This is a genomic window from Bacillus sp. AFS041924, assembly GCF_002577195.1.
GTDB lineage: Bacteria > Bacillota > Bacilli > Bacillales > Bacillaceae_G > Gottfriedia.
In genome coordinates, this window is sequence record NZ_NULG01000012.1 from 21,165 (window position 1) to 38,431 (window position 17,267).

Here is a 17,267-nt window from a genome sequence, read left to right on the forward strand (position 1 = left end):
CCATTGTGGCGATCGAATGAACAGATCTAAAAAGATAGAATTAAATGAAAAGAAAAGACCCACAAAGTGAAATTACTTACTTGTGGGTCTTTATTTTAAGCTAAAACGTTCATTACGCTTTTAACAGCTGCTACTGAACGATCTAATGCTGCTTTTTCATCAGCAGTTAAATCTAATTCGATAATTTGTTCAATACCGTTTCCACCGATAATTGTAGGAACTCCTAAGTATATACCGCTGTAACCATATTCGCCTTCTAAATAAGCGATAGTAGGTAACACGCGACGTTGGTCTTTAAGTATAGATTCCACCATTTCTACTAAAGAAGCTGCAGGTGCGTAATATGCACTGCCGTTCCCCAGTAAATTAACGATTTCTCCGCCACCCTTACGAGTACGCTCAACAATAGCATCTAAACGATCTTGTGGAATTAGTTTTTCTAATGGAATACCACCAGCATATGAATAACGGACTAATGGTACCATATCGTCTCCGTGACCACCTAAAACAAATCCTGAAATATCTTTAACAGATAAGTTTAATTCTTGGGCTACGAACGTTCTGAAACGTGCTGTGTCAAGAACTCCAGATTGTCCGATTACACGGTGTTTTGGAAATCCTGCTTCTTTGTATACGGTATATGTCATTGCATCAACCGGGTTTGTTAACACCACGATTGTACAGCTAGGAGAGTATTTTACGATTTCACGAGTAACTGCCTTCATGATGTTCGAGTTAGTTGATACTAGATCGTCACGACTCATACCCGGTTTGCGGGCGATTCCTGCTGTGATTACGACTACATCTGAATCAGCAGTATCAGCGTAATCACTAGTACCAATAATGTTCGCATCAAATCCTTGAACTGGACTTGCTTCAAGCATATCTAAGGCTTTGCCTTTTGTAGGGTTTTCTAGTTGTGGAATATCAACTATTACTACATCCCCTAATTCTTTTTGTGCAAGCAAGAAAGCCGTTGTAGCACCAGTAAATCCAGCACCTACTACAGAAATTTTACGTCTACGAATTGACATACAAATACCTCCCTTTTGTTTACAAACACAACTTAATTATACAAGAACTGCTTCCATATTTGAAATTAATTCGTTTGCAAATTCAGAACATTTCACTTCAGTTGCGCCATCCATTAAACGAGCGAAGTCATAAGTTACAACTTTTGAAGCAATCGTTTTTTCCATTGATTTAAGAATCATAGAAGCTGCTTCGTTCCAACCCATATGCTCAAGCATTAATACTCCAGAAAGAATAACTGAAGATGGGTTAACTTTATCTAATCCAGCATATTTAGGTGCTGTTCCATGTGTAGCTTCAAAAATTGCATGTCCAGTTTCGTAGTTGATATTTGCTCCAGGAGCGATACCAATTCCACCAACTTGAGCAGCAAGTGCATCTGAAATATAGTCACCATTTAAGTTCATTGTAGCTACTACATCAAACTCACGTGGTCTAGTTAAGATTTGTTGTAAGAAGATATCAGCAATGCTATCTTTTACTAGGATTTTTCCTGCTTTTTCTGCATCGTCCATTGCTTTGTTTGCAGCATCTTTACCACTTGTTTCTACAATACGATCATATTCCGCCCAAGTAAACACTTTATCACCGAACTCTTGCTCAGCAACTTCATAACCCCAGTTCTTAAACGCGCCTTCAGTAAATTTCATGATATTACCTTTATGAACTAAAGTTAATGATTTGCGGTTTTCTTGAATTGCGTAATTGATTGCAGCGCGTACAAGACGTTTTGTACCTTCTTCAGAAACTGGTTTAATACCGATACCAGATGTTTCTGGGAAGCGGATTTTATTAACACCCATTTCTTTTTGTAAGAACTCGATTACTTTTTGTACTGCTTCAGAACCTTTTTCATATTCGATACCAGCATAGATATCTTCAGTGTTTTCACGGAAGATTACCATGTCTGTATCTTCAGGACGTTTAACTGGTGAAGGTACACCTTCAAAGTAACGTACTGGACGTAGGCATACAAATAAATCTAATTCTTGACGTAGAGCAACGTTTAAAGAACGAATTCCACCACCAACTGGAGTTGTTAAAGGTCCTTTAATTGCGATCATATATTCTTCAATAACATTTAAAGTTTCTTGTGGTAACCATTCGCCAGTAACATTGAATGCTTTTTCTCCAGCAAGAACTTCTTTCCATTCAATTTTGCGTGATCCATTATAAGCTTTTTCAACAGCTGCATCTAATACACGTGAAGATGCTGCCCAAATATCTGGGCCTGTCCCATCGCCTTCAATAAAAGGAATAATTGGATTGTTTGGCACGTTTAATTTGCCGTCTACTAATGTAATTTTTTCAGCTTGCATATTACATGCTCCCCCTTGGATAAATAGTTAAAATTCATTTAAACACATGCTTTTGAGAGGAAGATTCCTCTCCCTCTCTTTACTATACCACTATTATTCGGATATTAAATACTATTTTAAGTATTCAATCTCTTTCTTATGCACGCTCTTCAATTGGAATGTAAGAGTTTTTCTCTGGTCCTGTATAATCTGCACGCGGACGAATAATACGGTTGTTATCGTATTGTTCTAAAATGTGAGCAGTCCAACCAGACATACGGCTAATAGCAAAGATTGGTGTAAATAAATCATGTTCAATTCCTAAGCTGTGATATACAGATGCAGAGTAGAAATCAACATTTGGCGGAATATTCTTTTGAGTTGTAACAAGTTCTTCAATTTTCTCAGACATTGTGTACCATTTTAGTTCTCCAGTAATAGCACCTAACTGACGAGACATTTCTTTTAAATGTTTTGCACGTGGGTCTCCACCACGGTAAACGCGATGTCCGAATCCCATGATTTTAGCTTTAGCATCCATTTTCTCTTGGATGTAAGTTTCCACATTTTCAATCTCACCGATTTCAGCTAACATTTTCATAACGCTTTCATTTGCGCCGCCGTGTAAAGGACCTTTTAAAGCACCAATTGCAGCTGTAATACCTGAATAAATATCTGATAAAGTAGCTACGCAAACGCGTGCAGTAAAAGTTGAAGCATTTAATTCATGATCAGCATGTAGTACTAAAGCTTTATTAATTGCTTCTTCTGCAATTGCATTCGGTTTATCACCCGTCATCATGTATAAGAAGTTAGCTGAGAATGATAAATCTTTATTAGGGGCAACTGGTTCAAGCCCTTTACGAATACGAGAAAACGCTGCCACAAAAGTCGAAATTTTAGCTTGAAGTTGGATTGCTTTAAGATAATTTGAATTTGAGTCCATTGCTTCAGCATTTTTATCATATAATGCAAGCATTGAAATTACTGTACGTAGTACTGTCATAGGATGTACATTTTTTAAGTTAGTTGATTTTAAGTAAGTAATAACTTCTTCTGGTAACTCAGCATTATCTGCTAATTGAGACGAAAGTTCTTTTAGTTGATCCTTATTTGGTAACTTGCGATGCCATAATAAATATACTACTTCTTCAAAACTTGCATATTCTGCTAATTCATCAATACCAATACCTACATAAGTTAATGTATCATCAATAATAGAACTTATAGAAGTCGTAGCTGCAACAACACCCTCTAAACCACTTTTAACTGTCATATTCCCCTCTCTCCTTTACGAAAAAAATTTCCCCTAGTATTTATTACATACATATACTGGTATAACTCTTTTAAAATACCGAGTATACATAGAAAGGAACCCTACTATCATTTATTATAAACAATAATCTGACTTTTGTGAATGAAAACAATTTACTAAAATATAATTATTATGCAATTACTTAATTAATTCTATAATCCAAATGAATAGATATGCGATTCCAGCACCTATTAATGGACCTACCGCAACCCCTTTAAATACTGCTACAGACAATACAGTACCTAGTACTAATGCTGCTGTTATTTGTGGGCTTGTTGCAAGTAATTGCACTCCACCTTTTGCAAGCAGAGCTACTGCTATACCTGATAATAACGCGATCCATGCAACAGGAGATTTTAATGCATCGATCAAATTTTTAAAACCAATTTCACCAGTAGCTATTGGTACTAAAACAGCAATCGTAATAACGGTTACTCCTAAATTAATTCCTTTAGACTGCATGTATGGAAATACTCGTTCTCCTAGAGGAGTATATTTTAGTACTAACAATACTATAATTGAAATTATTAAAGAGTTATTTTTTGCAATTGCACCGATTAATAATAATACTAAGAGAAATATTGTCGATTCACTCATTTGTTAGTTTCCCCTTAATGAATAATTTATTAATAAATACTACCAAACTTTACTATTATAAAAAAATAATTCTTGATAAAATAAAGACAAGAGGACTCATTTCATATTGGAAGGAGGTAAAAGTTTGAGTAGAACTTTAGTTTTTCAGATTATTCGGTTTTTATTTGTTATCGTTTGTATTATTTTAGGTCTGTACGTTGCTTTATTCATAACAAAATTTACATACCCTTTCATCATCGCATTAATCATTGCATATCTTTTAAATCCACTAGTTAATTTATTAAATGAAAAAGCCAGAATTCCAAGAGGTATAGCAGCATTTTTATCGATTATTTTACTATTAGCCGTTCTAGCAGGATTGTTTACATTACTAATAACAGAAATCATTTCCGGGTCAACCTATTTAGTTCAAGTTGTTCCAGAGAGCTTTGAACGATTAATTTATTTCGTTGAAAATATGGTTACTGACAAAGTAATTCCTTTATACGATTTAATTATGAGTAAATACAGTCAACTAGGTGCTGGGCAACAACAAACCATTCGCACAAATATACAATCGATTGGCGATTCGGCAATAAATCTAGGCAAAGAAGCATTAAATGGAATTATTGTAGGAATTAAATTAGTAATCGCTTTACTACCAAATACTGCTACTTTAATTTTCGTATCTTTATTAGCAACATTCTTTATTAGTAAAGATTGGTACAAAATAAAAAATTTATTCGCTAAATATACTCCAAATCGACTCCAACATTACAGTAAAACAATTTTTATCGATTTAAAAAAAGCATTATTTGGTTTTATTAAAGCACATATTACTCTTATTTCTATGACAACAGTGCTAGTCTTAATCGGTTTATTAATCCTTAGAATTCCTTTCGCAATCACAATAGCTATTCTTATTGGCTTCATAGACTTACTCCCTTACTTAGGAACAGGCTTAATTTTCGTACCATGGATCCTATATTCATTCCTATCAAGCGATTATAAATTAACGATTGGTCTCGCAATTTTATATGGTGTTGTAATTGTCCAGCGTCAGCTTGCAGAACCAAAAGTTCTATCTTCAAATATTGGGTTACATCCACTTCCTACTTTAATCTCGTTATTTGTTGGTTTTAAATTTTTTGGTTTATTAGGATTAATTGCTGGTCCAGTAACTTTAGTGATTTTATCAACTTTATATCGAGCAAGAGTCTTCCATGAACTTTGGTATTATATAAAAGGTCCAAATTAACAATGTTATCTATCATGAAGTTTTAAACAAAAATCAAATTTTTGGACTTTGTCTACACACTTAGCCCTTGTGAACGAATAGTTCCATGGGCTTATTTTAGTTAAATCTATCATCATGATTTATTTACAATAATTGACTTTAGTGCTCTAATTTTACCTTTCGTATCCTTTGCTATGACAGTCAGCTTCGTTTTAAAAATTTTTAAACACAAAAAAAGATAGGTAATCATTTTTATCCCTATCTTTCGATTTCATTTAATTTCCTACTTTTTTATAAATCCAGTCCAAACAACATTCCCTTTAAACTTTTTCATTACAAAATAAAGAAGTCGTTGAACGAGCTTAATTCTAATTGGTTTAATCAACAGTACTATTGCCAATAAATCTGTAATTGGTCCTGGAATAAAAAATAATAGACCGATTAGAAAAAATGATAATCCTTCTATCATGATTAAATCTGGCATTTTGCCTGCTAAAAGCTGTTCCCCTGCTTGTTGTTTCACTGTGACCCAAACGGTTCTCATGATATATATGCCAATTAAAACCGTTCCGATTAGCCAAAGGAATATTGATAAGGAACCGATTACTCTACCAAGTAGTGTCAAACAAAACAAATCAATTAACGGAATTAACACTAGCCAACCAACAAGTTTTTTCATGATAGTTTCACCTCTTACTTAGATTTAAAATAGCTAACTTAGTTTTTATAAAGTAAAAAAATAAAGAGAAGGTAGCTTTGTCCTTCTCTCTATTATATCTTAAAATATGCTTTTATGTCCTGTACTAACAATTCCTCTAGAAGCATCTACTGTAACTGCTTGACCGTTTACTAAGATGTTTGTTGCATTATCAACTCCAACAATTACAGGAATTCCTAAGCTAACACCTACTACTGCGGCATGGCTAGTTAATCCACCTTCTTCAGTAATAATTGCTGCTGCTCTTTCGATCGCTGGCATCATGTCTTTATCAGTGCTATTTGTTACAAGTATACTTCCTGGAGTTACTTTAGAAACAGCTTCTTCACCAGTTTTTGCAATGACAACTTTTCCTGCAGCAGTTTTACGCCCAATACCTTGACCTTGAGCAATTACATCTCCAACTACATGGATTTTCATCATATTAGTCATTCCTGTTTCACCAACTGGTATTCCAGCAGTAATGATAACAGTATCACCATTTGAAACGAATTTAGCGTCTTGAGCCGCTTCCATTGCATGTTGTAACATTTCGTCCGTTGAGTTTGCTCTTACTCTATATTCAGTTTGAACACCCCACACTAACGTTAAACGACGGCAAATACGAATATCAGAAGTGATTGCTAAAATTGGAGCTTTTGGACGATATTTCGAAATCATTTTCGCAGTATGTCCACTCTCTGTTGGAGCAATAATTGCAGCTACTTTTAAGTTTAAAGCTGTTGCTGCAACAGATTGACCAATAGCATCTGTAATCGTTCCTTTATTTTCTCTTTGACGCTTCTTAAATAATTCTTCGTACTGTAAACTTTTTTCAATTCGAAGTGCAATCGAGTTCATCATTGAAACCGATTCAACAGGGTATGAACCTGCAGCAGTTTCACCTGATAACATAATTGCGTCAGTTCCATCAAGAATTGCGTTTGCAACATCACTTGCTTCTGCTCGTGTAGGACGTGGATTACGTTGCATTGAATCTAACATTTGAGTAGCTGTAATAACTGGTTTGCCTAAGTTATTACATTTTTTAATTAACAGTTTTTGAACAATTGGTACCTCTTCAGGTGGAATTTCTACACCCATATCACCACGTGCAACCATTAAACCATCAGATACTTCAAGAATTTCATCGATATTATCGATCCCTTCTTGGTTCTCGATTTTCGGGATAATTTGAATATAATCAGCGCCATGTTTACCTAAAAGTTCACGAATTTCTAGTACATCTGATGCTTTACGAACGAAAGATGCAGCAATAAAATCAACATTTTGCTCAATACCAAATTCAATATCACTGATATCTTTTTCTGTAATACCAGGTAAATTTACACGTACATTTGGTACGTTTACACCTTTTTTGTTTTTTACTAAACCGCTGTTTAACACTTTAGTACGAATTTCATTTCCTTCAATACCAATTACTTCTAATCCTATTAATCCATCATCGATCAGGATTCTTGATCCAATATGTACATCATCAATTAATCCTTCGTATGATACTGCAAATTTTTCTGCTGTACCAACTACTGGCTCAGTTGTAATAATAACTTCATTACCAGTTTTTAATTCCGCTTGGCCACCTTCAAAATCTAAAGTACGAATTTCAGGACCTTTTGTATCTAATAGAATCGCTACAGTTCTACCAGTCTTCTCTGAAGCTTCGCGAATGCTTCTAATTCTTGCTGCATGCTCTTCATGAGAACCATGCGAGAAATTTAAACGTGCTACGTTCATTCCTGCATTAATTAACTCTACTAATTTTTCGACCGATTCACTAGCAGGACCAATCGTACAAACTATTTTTGTTTTACGCATTTTTTACCCTCCAAATTTATATAAAACTCAAAACTCTTCTTGTGAAATCGATTGCTCAATCAAATCGATTTAAATTAAATTGAAAGCTCTTGAGATAATTGATACATATCTCGATCAAGTTCATGCTTTTTAGATAACGCTTCGATAATATCATGATCAACTAACTTATTATTTTGGATTCCGACACAACGTCCACCTTTGCCTTCCATAAGAAGTTCTACGGCTCTTGCTCCTAATCGACTTGCTAGAACTCGATCTGCAGCACTTGGTGAACCACCACGTTGAACATGTCCTAATACTGTTACACGAGTGTCAAAGTTAGTTCGCTCTTGAATTACTTTACCAATCTCAATTGCACTTCCAACGCCTTCTGCAACTACAATGATACTATGTTTTTTACCACGCTCACTACCGCGGTTTAATTTACTGATAATATCATCCATATCATAATCACATTCAGGTATTAAAATCGTTTCTGCTCCATCAGCTAAACCTGCCCATAAGGCAATATCACCTGCATTACGTCCCATTACTTCAATAACATATGTACGCTCATGTGATGTTGCTGTATCACGAATTTTATCAATCGCATCAATTACAGTGTTTAATGCTGTATCAAAACCAATTGTAAAATCAGTACCAGGAATATCATTATCAATCGTGCCTGGGACGCCAACGCATGGGTAGCCATGTTCTGTCAGTTTTTTTGCACCTTGATAAGAACCATCTCCACCAATAACAACTAATCCTTCAATTCCAAACTTTTTAAGCTGTTCAATTCCTTTCATTTGTCCTTCTAAAGTTTTAAATTCTGGACAACGTGCACTAAGTAATTTTGTACCACCACGGTGAATAATATCACCAACAGAACCTAATTCAAGCTTTTCAATATTTCCATTAATAAGACCAGAATAACCTTGGTATACTCCATATACTTCTAGTCCATGGAAAATCGCTTTCCTTACAACTGCACGTACTGCAGCGTTCATTCCTGGAGAGTCTCCTCCACTAGTTAATACGCCTATTCTCTTCATTATGTATTCACCTCAATGATTTTTACCTTATGCATTTATTCATTTAAATAAAGTACCATGTAATACATTTTTAAACAATAGAAATAATGTGAACTTTTTCATAAACTTTTTTTAATAAATGAAACACGGGTAAAAAGTCTGACGATAGTCTCTATGCATAATGCTATTTTTTACTAATTTCTAAAAAAAATACAAAAAGAGCATGCTAACATATTGTTTCACACACTCTAGAAGTTAAACTAAATATTATTGGTAAAAAGAAATTTTTCCTAACTTTGCGTGTTTTTCATATCTTTGTTGAACTAGCTCTTCTTTATCCATATATAGAAGTGACTTCAATGTCTCGTATAAATATTTATCGATATACTTAGCCTGTTGTTCAACATCATTTTGTGCTCCACCTTTTACTTCAGGTATAATTTGGTCTACAACACCTAATTCTAATAAGTCTGGAGCTGTAATTTTCATTGTTTCAGCAGCTCTACGTGCTTGTGAAGAATCTTTCCATAGTAATGCTGCTGCGCCTTCAGGTGAAATAACCGAGTAAGTTGAGTTTTCTAACATTAATAACTTATTACCGATTCCTAATGCTAGTGCACCACCACTACCGCCTTCACCTATTACAATACAAATAGTAGGGACTTTTAAGCCTGCCATCTCAAAAATATTCCGAGCAATTGCTTCACTTTGTCCACGTTCTTCAGCTGCTTTACCTGGATATGCACCTTTTGTATCGATAAATGCGATAATCGGTCTGTTAAATTTCTCTGCTTGCTTCATTAGACGAAGAGCTTTACGGTATCCTTCAGGGTGTGGCATTCCGAAGTTACGTCTAATATTTTCTTTTGTATCTTTACCACGTTGATGTCCAACAATCGTAACTGGTAATCCACGGTAAGATGCGATTCCTGAAACGATTGCAGCATCATCACCAAATAATCGATCACCATGACATTCAATGAAATCAGTAAATAATCTATTAATATAATCTAATGTAGTTGGTCTTTCTGGATGTCTGGCAACTTGTACGCGATCCCAAACTCCCATGTTACCATATATTTCATTTTCTAAAGTTTTTAAACGTTCTTCTAATCGTCTAATTTCCTCAGAAAAATCTACATCATGTTGACTTGTATAAACTTTTAATTCGTCTATTTTCGTCTTTAGCTCATGAATCGGTTTTTCGAATTCTAACATAACCACTATTGCAAGACACCCCCTCGATGTAAGTTAAGTACCGTAAATAATTTTGATCGTAATTCTAGACGTGAAATCACTGCATCAAGCTGACCATGATTTAAAAGGAATTCAGCCGTTTGGAAGTCCTCAGGTAATTCTTCACGGATTGTTTGTTCAATAATACGTCTACCTGCAAAACCAATTAATGCACCAGGCTCTGCAAAATTAAAATCACCTAAAGATGCAAAGCTAGCCGATACGCCACCTGTCGTTGGATTTGTCATAATTGAAATTGCTAAATAGCCTAGCTCACTATGTTTCTTAAGCGCAGCACTAGTTTTTGCCATTTGCATTAAGCTTAAAATACCTTCCTGCATTCGAGCCCCTCCAGATGCAGTAAAAATAATAAATGGTAAACCGTCAGATGAAGCGCGCTCAACTGCACGAGTTATTTTTTCTCCTACAACAGATCCCATACTTCCCATTCGGAATCTTGCATCCATAACTGCTATAACAACAGGAATTCCGTCGATATTTCCTTTTCCTGTAACAATAGCCTCGTTAAGCTCAGTTTTTTTACGATCACCTTCAAGCTTCTCGATATAATCCGGGAAGTTTAAAGGATTCGCTGAAATCATATTTTGATCAAACTCTTCAAATGTATCTTCATCAATTAAGCTTTCGATTCTTTCAAATGCTGTCATTTGATGGTGATATCCACAATTATTACAAACTTTTAGGTTTTTTATTAATTCTTTTGTAATACTTATTTTTTTACATTTAGGACATTTTGTCATAACACCGTCAGGTAAATCTTGTCTCATTACTTCTGAAGGTATAGATGCATATTTTTTCTTTTTGGAAAATAAGTCTTTGATTTGCAACCTAATTCCTCCCAACTTATTTAGTACTAATTACTAATAGGATACTATAAATGTTATACACTTTTTGTTAACATTTGTCGATAAAATTCAGCTAAAATTCGTCATTCCAGTCATCTTAACGACTTGAAATTTGTAAAATATCATCAAGAAAAATATTATACAATTTTTTTGAAATTCCTTTATTTTCAACAATTTTAATGATTTTTTTATCACATCTCATTATTATATCAGATAAAAAAGGATAGTACTACATTACTTAAATTTAGTACTGTAATACTATCCCCATTAATATTATTATCTGGTAATAAAACTATTTAATTAACGCTAGTTTTTTTGTTTTTTCTTCAATATCTTTTGGATCAATATTCAGCCTAGCAACTCCTGTTTCCATAGCAGCTTTTGCCACACCAGCAGCTACTTTTGGAGCAACGCGTGGATCAAATGGGGCTGGAATAATAAAATCAGGTGATAGATCCTTTTCACTTACTAAGCTTGCAATTGCATGAACCGCAGCAATTTTCATCTCTTCATTAATATGTGTAGCACGAACATCTAACGCTCCACGGAAAATTCCTGGGAATGCAAGAACGTTATTTACTTGGTTAGGGTAATCACTTCGTCCAGTACCAATTACTAAAGCACCTGCTTCTTTTGCATCTTCAGGCATAATTTCTGGATCGGGATTAGCCATTGCAAAGATAATTGCATTTTCATTCATTGAACGAACCATTTCTTGTGTTACAGCTCCTTTTACAGAAACCCCGATAAACACATCAGCACCTTCAATTACTTCTCTAAGGCTACCTTGTATCTTATCTTTATTTGTATATTTAGCAACTTCATTTTTTACGCTATTCATACCTGCTGGGCGACCTTCGTAAATCGCACCTTTCGTATCACACATAATAATTTGTCGTACACCAAATCGATATAATAATTTTAGTATAGCAATACCGGCTGCACCCGCTCCATTTAGAACAACTTTAATATCAGCCATATTTTTATTTACAATTTTTAAAGCGTTAACTAAACCGGCAAGAGTAACAATTGCTGTTCCATGTTGATCGTCATGGAATATAGGTATATTTGTTTCACGCTTTAAGCGCTCTTCTATAATAAAGCAGTTTGGCGCTGCAATATCCTCTAAATTTATTCCACCAAATGTAGGCTCTAATAATTTTACTGTTTGAATGATTTGCTCTACATCTTGCGTATTTAAGCAGATTGGGAATGCATCAACACCAGCAAAGCTTTTAAATAACGCAGCTTTACCTTCCATAACAGGTAATGCAGCCTCTGGACCAATATTACCTAATCCTAAAACGGCAGAGCCATCCGAAACTACACCAACCATATTACCTTTCATTGTGTATTCATACACTCTGCTTTTTTCTTCGTAAATTTCTTTACAAGGCTCGGCAACACCTGGTGAGTACGCTAAACTTAGCTCTTTAGCATTTGTAACTGGTACCTTAGAAACCGTTTCTAATTTACCTTGGTGTACTCTATGCATATGTAATGCTTCTTCACTTAATAATGACAAACTATTCACTCTCCCTAATGTCGACGAGTTGACTTTTCAACTGTATATTTCTTAGTGACTTTCTCTTTAAAAGGTAATATAAATTTTCTTTTGAATATCATCACATGTTAATAATAAATAGTTTGAACTTGAATGTCTATTTCTTTAATACAACATTTGCATCTCCTACAATATTTCTTATCGTAGAAAGACAAGCCACGGAAGGATTTACATAATACTGTTCTGATAATTGAACTGCTTTTTTATCTTCCTCATAATAAAGTACTACTTTTGTACGCCCTTTAAACTTTGAGATTGCTTGTTGTATTGTGTAAGAAATATTTTTATTAGTATGTCCCGTTATTTTAATAAATAAAGTATACTTCTTTTGCTCGTTTATTTCTTCCATTTCTTCAATAGTAAGCACTTCATTTATGATTAATTGTTTTCTTTCTTCCCGTTCATCAATCTTCGCTTTAACTACAACTACTTCTTTTTCCTTTAATTTATGGCGGTATTTTTCAAATGTAGTCGGAAATACGACTGCATCAATTGAAGTACTTAAATCTTCAACTTGTAAAAAAGCCATGTGTTGTTGTTTTTTTGTTTTTGTTACTCTTAAATCCTTAATGTAGACAAATAGTAGGTGCTCTGTATCTTTCTTCATCATAATTGATGAGATCGTTGAAGCACCACTCTCATTAAGTAGCTTCTCATATTGACTAATCGGGTGTCCTGTTAAATAAGTTCCTAATGCCTGTTTTTCAAGTTCAAGCTTTATCGAAATTTTCATTGGATCTACTATAATTAGTTCAGGTTTAGGAACAAATTCTTCATCAAGAAATAAATCAAATTGATCTTCATTTTCAGGTCTTACAATATCCACATAATCAAAAATAATATCTATATTAGCTAATAAAATTGCACGATCGAGCTTGAATTCATCGAAGCATCCTGCAAAAATTAAATTTTCTATGCTTTTACGGTTTAAAGCTTTTGGAGATATTTTAATGCATACATCAAAAAAATCTTTATAAGGACGTTTTTGTAGAATTTCTCTAACAGTTGCCATTCCAATATTTTTAATTGCCAACAAACTAAATCGAATTCCATTTCCTTCTACAACAAATGCATATTGACTTTTATTGATTGAAGGTGAGTAGATTGGGATTCCTTTCAACTTGGCTTCACCAATATAATTCGATACTTTCTCTTCACTTCCTATAAAGCTAGATAATAATGCAGCATAAAATTGAAGTGGAAAATTTGCCTTTAAATATGCAAGCTGATACGCAATCATACTATATGCAACAGCATGACTCCTATTAAATCCATAATTAGCAAACTGGACAATTAAATCGTATACTTCATTTGCAACTTGTTCATCATAACCTTTAGATATTGCTCCTTCTACAAAATGAATTCTTTCTTCGTCTAGAACTTCCTTCTTCTTTTTACTAACAGCTCTACGAAGTAAGTCCGCTTCACTCAAAGTAAATCCTGATAGAGTTGAAGCAATTTGCATGATCTGCTCTTGATAAACGATTACTCCATAAGTTGGTTCCAATATTTTTTCTAAAACAGGATGTGGATACGTAACCTTCTCCAGCCCATGTTTATATTGAATAAATTTCGGAATTTGCTCCATTGGTCCTGGACGATATAATGCGTTTACAGCTACAATATCTTCAAACTGATTTGGCTGTAATTGCTGTAATACTCTTCTCATCCCTGATGATTCTAACTGAAAAACACCCGAAGTATCTCCTTTACTAAGGATTTCAAATGTTTTTTGATCCTCTAACGGAATCTCTTCCAATTTAATTAGTTCGCCTTTTGTTTCATGAATTAATCGACAGACCTCTTCCAATAAACTTAAGTTACGAAGACCAAGGAAGTCCATCTTTACTAATCCAAGCTCTTCAAGAATTTCAGCCGGATATTGTGTTAAAAATACACCATGATTCCCCTCTTGCAATGGAACAACATTCGTTAACGGAAGTTCTGAAATGATAACACCAGCTGCATGAATACTTGTATGGCGAGGCAATCCTTCAACTCGGCACGCTACCTCATATATGCGCTTATGGATTCCAGAGTGCTCAACATGGCTACTAAAAGGTTTCGATTGTTCATAAACATCTTTTAAAGTAATTCCAAGAGTTGAAGGAATTAACTTTGAATACCTATCTATTTCTGTTGGCGTAAGCCCCATTACCCTGGCAATATCTCGAATTGCCGCTTTTGCTCCTAAAGTTCCAAATGTAATAATTTGCGCAACATGTACATCACCATATTTAGCAGCAACATAATCGATCATTTCATCTCTTCGATGATCTGGGAAATCAATATCAATATCAGGCATTGTGATTCTCTCTTCATTTAAAAATCGTTCAAATAATAAGTGATAATGAATTGGATCGACATTTGTGATTTTTAAAACGTAAGCTACTAATGATCCCGCAGCCGAACCACGTCCTGGACCAACAAATATACCTTGCTCATGTGCATATTTAATAAAATCCCAAACTATGAGGAAGTAATCATTGAATCCCATTTTATTGATTGTATTTAACTCAAATTCTAATCTTTGTTTTATTTCGTCAGTCACTTCACCGTATCGTTCAATAAGGCCTTTTTCACAAACCATCTTTAAATATTCAACTGTTGAATATTCTTCAGGCACTGGATATTTAGGTAATAACGGCTGATGAAAAGGAATTGTTACATCACATAAATCAGCAATATGTATCGTATTTTGAAATGACTCTTCTTCATCTGCAAACAAATTCAGCAATTCTTCTTTTGATTTATAGTAATACTCGTTCGAATGTAGTCTTGGCCTTGATTCATCCGATAATTTAGTACCATTTTTAACTGAAAATAACGCGTCTTGAATAAGCGCATCATCTTTTTCAATATATCGAACGTCGTTAGTGACTACTAGGTTTATGTTAGTTTCTTTTTGTATTTGCTTAATCAATGGATAAAGCGAACGATTTTCAGGTAAACCGTGATCTTGAATACTAATATAAAAGTAATCGAAAATTGATTGATATTCCTTTAATTGGACAACCGCTCTTTCAATTTCTCCATTCATTAGTAAGCTTTCAATTTCCCCATCGATTCCTGGAGTAATAGCAATCACGCCGCTACTATATGCTGATAACCACTTTTTAGGAATTCCTTGTGGTGATTTTGTTCCTATAATACTTGTCAGTTTTAAAAGATTTTGATAACCTGTTAAATCTTTAGCTAGTAACACCAGCGGAAAAGACTGCTGTTCATCTTTTAAAATCAAAAGCTTCACTCCGATAATTGGCTTAATCCCTGCTTTTTTACACGCATGATAAAAAGGAATTACCCCGTACATGACGTTTTCATCTGCAATTGCAAGCGCAGGATGTCCTTGCTTAACAGCAGCGTTTATTAATTCGTCTATTTTACATGCGCTTTGCAATAAACTATAAGAACTTTGAACTTGCAAATGAACAAAACTCATCTACATCCTCCTTACCAACTATTTATTTTAATGCGGATCTGGGCTCGCCCCTCGTTAAGCGAGTTTTCCTTTAGTGAAAAACAACTTACTTAATCCTTATATAAAAACCATATATTCGAAAACATCTTTATAATATAATCTATTCTATCACAAAATACGAACTTACATTCTATTTTTGTTCGCGAAAATATAAACTAATGATTAATTTTGAAACTAATTCAATACTCATCATACACTTCACACTTTGTCCATATATATTAATTGAAGGAGTGAGGACAATTGGAGCTAAAGTTGCCATTTATACCTGCATTAATTTCAATGTATTTTATTTCTCTAGGAATCATAATAGGTGGCTCAATTATCGGTGCAATTGGTCACTATGTTATTGGTGAGCCACCATTAAGTAGCATGTATGATTTATCGATGAAGCTCCGAATTTGGGCAATTGTAGGAGCAATTGGTGGTACTTTTGATACTTTTTATAGTTTTGAAAAAGGTTTATTTGAAGGTGAAATCATTGAATTCATAAAACAAATTTTTATGATTATCGCTGCAATGGGAGGAACTCACACCGGAACTGTCATTATCCAATGGTTTACAGGGGAGCATGTTTAATGAAGGCTCCTCCAGAACGACTACCTCAAGGATGGGCTAAATTTTTTGTAGGTGTTTTTTTCGGTTTTATAATTAGTTGGCTCGTCTTTATCTATATGTACGGTGTTTCAGAAGAAAAGCAAGTAAAACAAATTTCTGAATTAAAAATGCTTAATAACGAATATTTAAGAACTAAAAATATATTAATTGAAAATATGGCTCGATTAAACAAGGAAAACAAACGAAATTTAACAGTACAAGAAATCAAAGTTACAATCTTAAATTCCAAACAATACAATTTAAACTTATACACCGAAAATCGGATTATTAATGATGTGAAAAATGACCTGAGCCATTTACTCACCCAAGATATAAAAAGCGTTTCTCAAAATCGAGAATTATTAAGAAGAGCAGTTGAAAATAAAGTTTATATTAAAGATGATCGGCGTTTTAAACTTGAAATAGATACAATCTACTTTGATACAGTATTAGAAATTACATTAAAAATAAAAAGTACAAAATAAATGAGAGGCTAAAGTTACGATAAGCCTCCCATTTATG

Annotated in this window: 14 protein-coding genes; 3 read left to right on the top strand and 11 right to left on the bottom strand. The window is 34.1% G+C overall.

Annotated features, from left to right (window positions below; translation table 11 throughout):
- Window positions 1-95 precede the first annotated feature (95 nt).
- From mdh to COC46_RS04355, 4 genes are all read right to left on the bottom strand, one after another.
- The gene (gene mdh / locus COC46_RS04340) at window positions 96-1,034 is read right to left on the bottom strand and encodes a malate dehydrogenase (protein ID WP_098808529.1); all 939 of its coding nucleotides are present in this window, start codon (window positions 1,032-1,034) and stop codon (window positions 96-98) included.
- Between the two features lie 36 nt (window positions 1,035-1,070).
- Window positions 1,071-2,351 carry an NADP-dependent isocitrate dehydrogenase gene (gene icd, locus COC46_RS04345; protein WP_098808530.1) on the bottom strand — a complete coding sequence of 427 codons (1,281 nt, stop codon included), beginning with the start codon at window positions 2,349-2,351 and terminating at the stop codon, window positions 1,071-1,073.
- A gap of 136 nt (window positions 2,352-2,487) precedes the next feature.
- The gene (gene citZ / locus COC46_RS04350; protein ID WP_098808531.1) at window positions 2,488-3,606 is read right to left on the bottom strand and encodes a citrate synthase; all 1,119 of its coding nucleotides are present in this window, start codon (window positions 3,604-3,606) and stop codon (window positions 2,488-2,490) included.
- A 177-nt stretch (window positions 3,607-3,783) separates the two neighbouring features.
- Entirely contained in the window at window positions 3,784-4,242 is a 459-nt protein-coding gene (locus COC46_RS04355) for a DUF441 domain-containing protein (protein ID WP_098808532.1), read from the bottom strand.
- A gap of 124 nt (window positions 4,243-4,366) precedes the next feature.
- Here COC46_RS04355 and ytvI point away from each other — a divergent pair, with 124 nt between their 5' ends.
- A complete protein-coding gene (gene ytvI / locus COC46_RS04360; RefSeq protein WP_098808533.1) occupies window positions 4,367-5,479 on the top strand; it encodes a sporulation integral membrane protein YtvI in 1,113 nt (370 codons plus the stop codon).
- 262 nt (window positions 5,480-5,741) lie between these two features.
- On the opposite strand, the gene COC46_RS04365 is transcribed toward ytvI, so the two are convergent.
- The 7 genes from COC46_RS04365 to dnaE form a co-directional block, all read right to left on the bottom strand.
- Window positions 5,742-6,137 (bottom strand): FxsA family protein, encoded by a 396-nt coding sequence (locus COC46_RS04365; protein ID WP_098808534.1) that lies wholly within the window; start codon window positions 6,135-6,137, stop codon window positions 5,742-5,744.
- A gap of 99 nt (window positions 6,138-6,236) precedes the next feature.
- Entirely contained in the window at window positions 6,237-7,991 is a 1,755-nt protein-coding gene (gene pyk / locus COC46_RS04370; protein ID WP_098808535.1) for a pyruvate kinase, read from the bottom strand.
- Between the two features lie 74 nt (window positions 7,992-8,065).
- Entirely contained in the window at window positions 8,066-9,025 is a 960-nt protein-coding gene (gene pfkA, locus COC46_RS04375; RefSeq protein WP_098808536.1) for a 6-phosphofructokinase, read from the bottom strand.
- A gap of 246 nt (window positions 9,026-9,271) precedes the next feature.
- Window positions 9,272-10,222, bottom strand: coding sequence for an acetyl-CoA carboxylase carboxyl transferase subunit alpha (gene accA, locus COC46_RS04380; RefSeq protein ID WP_369700015.1), 951 nt, complete (start codon window positions 10,220-10,222; stop codon window positions 9,272-9,274).
- Between the two features lie 5 nt (window positions 10,223-10,227).
- Window positions 10,228-11,028 (bottom strand): acetyl-CoA carboxylase, carboxyltransferase subunit beta, encoded by an 801-nt coding sequence (accD, locus tag COC46_RS04385; protein ID WP_098808574.1) that lies wholly within the window; start codon window positions 11,026-11,028, stop codon window positions 10,228-10,230.
- A gap of 370 nt (window positions 11,029-11,398) precedes the next feature.
- Window positions 11,399-12,601 (bottom strand): NADP-dependent malic enzyme, encoded by a 1,203-nt coding sequence (gene ystJ, locus COC46_RS04390; protein ID WP_176545058.1) that lies wholly within the window; start codon window positions 12,599-12,601, stop codon window positions 11,399-11,401.
- A gap of 166 nt (window positions 12,602-12,767) precedes the next feature.
- On the bottom strand, window positions 12,768-16,112 hold the full coding sequence (gene dnaE / locus COC46_RS04395) for a DNA polymerase III subunit alpha (protein WP_098808539.1): 3,345 nt from the start codon (window positions 16,110-16,112) through the stop codon (window positions 12,768-12,770).
- A gap of 279 nt (window positions 16,113-16,391) precedes the next feature.
- Here dnaE and ytrH point away from each other — a divergent pair, with 279 nt between their 5' ends.
- The gene (ytrH, locus tag COC46_RS04400) at window positions 16,392-16,727 is read left to right on the top strand and encodes a sporulation membrane protein YtrH (RefSeq protein ID WP_304362825.1); all 336 of its coding nucleotides are present in this window, start codon (window positions 16,392-16,394) and stop codon (window positions 16,725-16,727) included.
- Window positions 16,727-17,230 carry a sporulation membrane protein YtrI gene (ytrI, locus tag COC46_RS04405; RefSeq protein ID WP_098808540.1) on the top strand — a complete coding sequence of 168 codons (504 nt, stop codon included), beginning with the start codon at window positions 16,727-16,729 and terminating at the stop codon, window positions 17,228-17,230. Before ytrH ends, ytrI begins: the two co-directional genes overlap by 1 nt.
- Window positions 17,231-17,267: the final 37 nt, after the last annotated feature.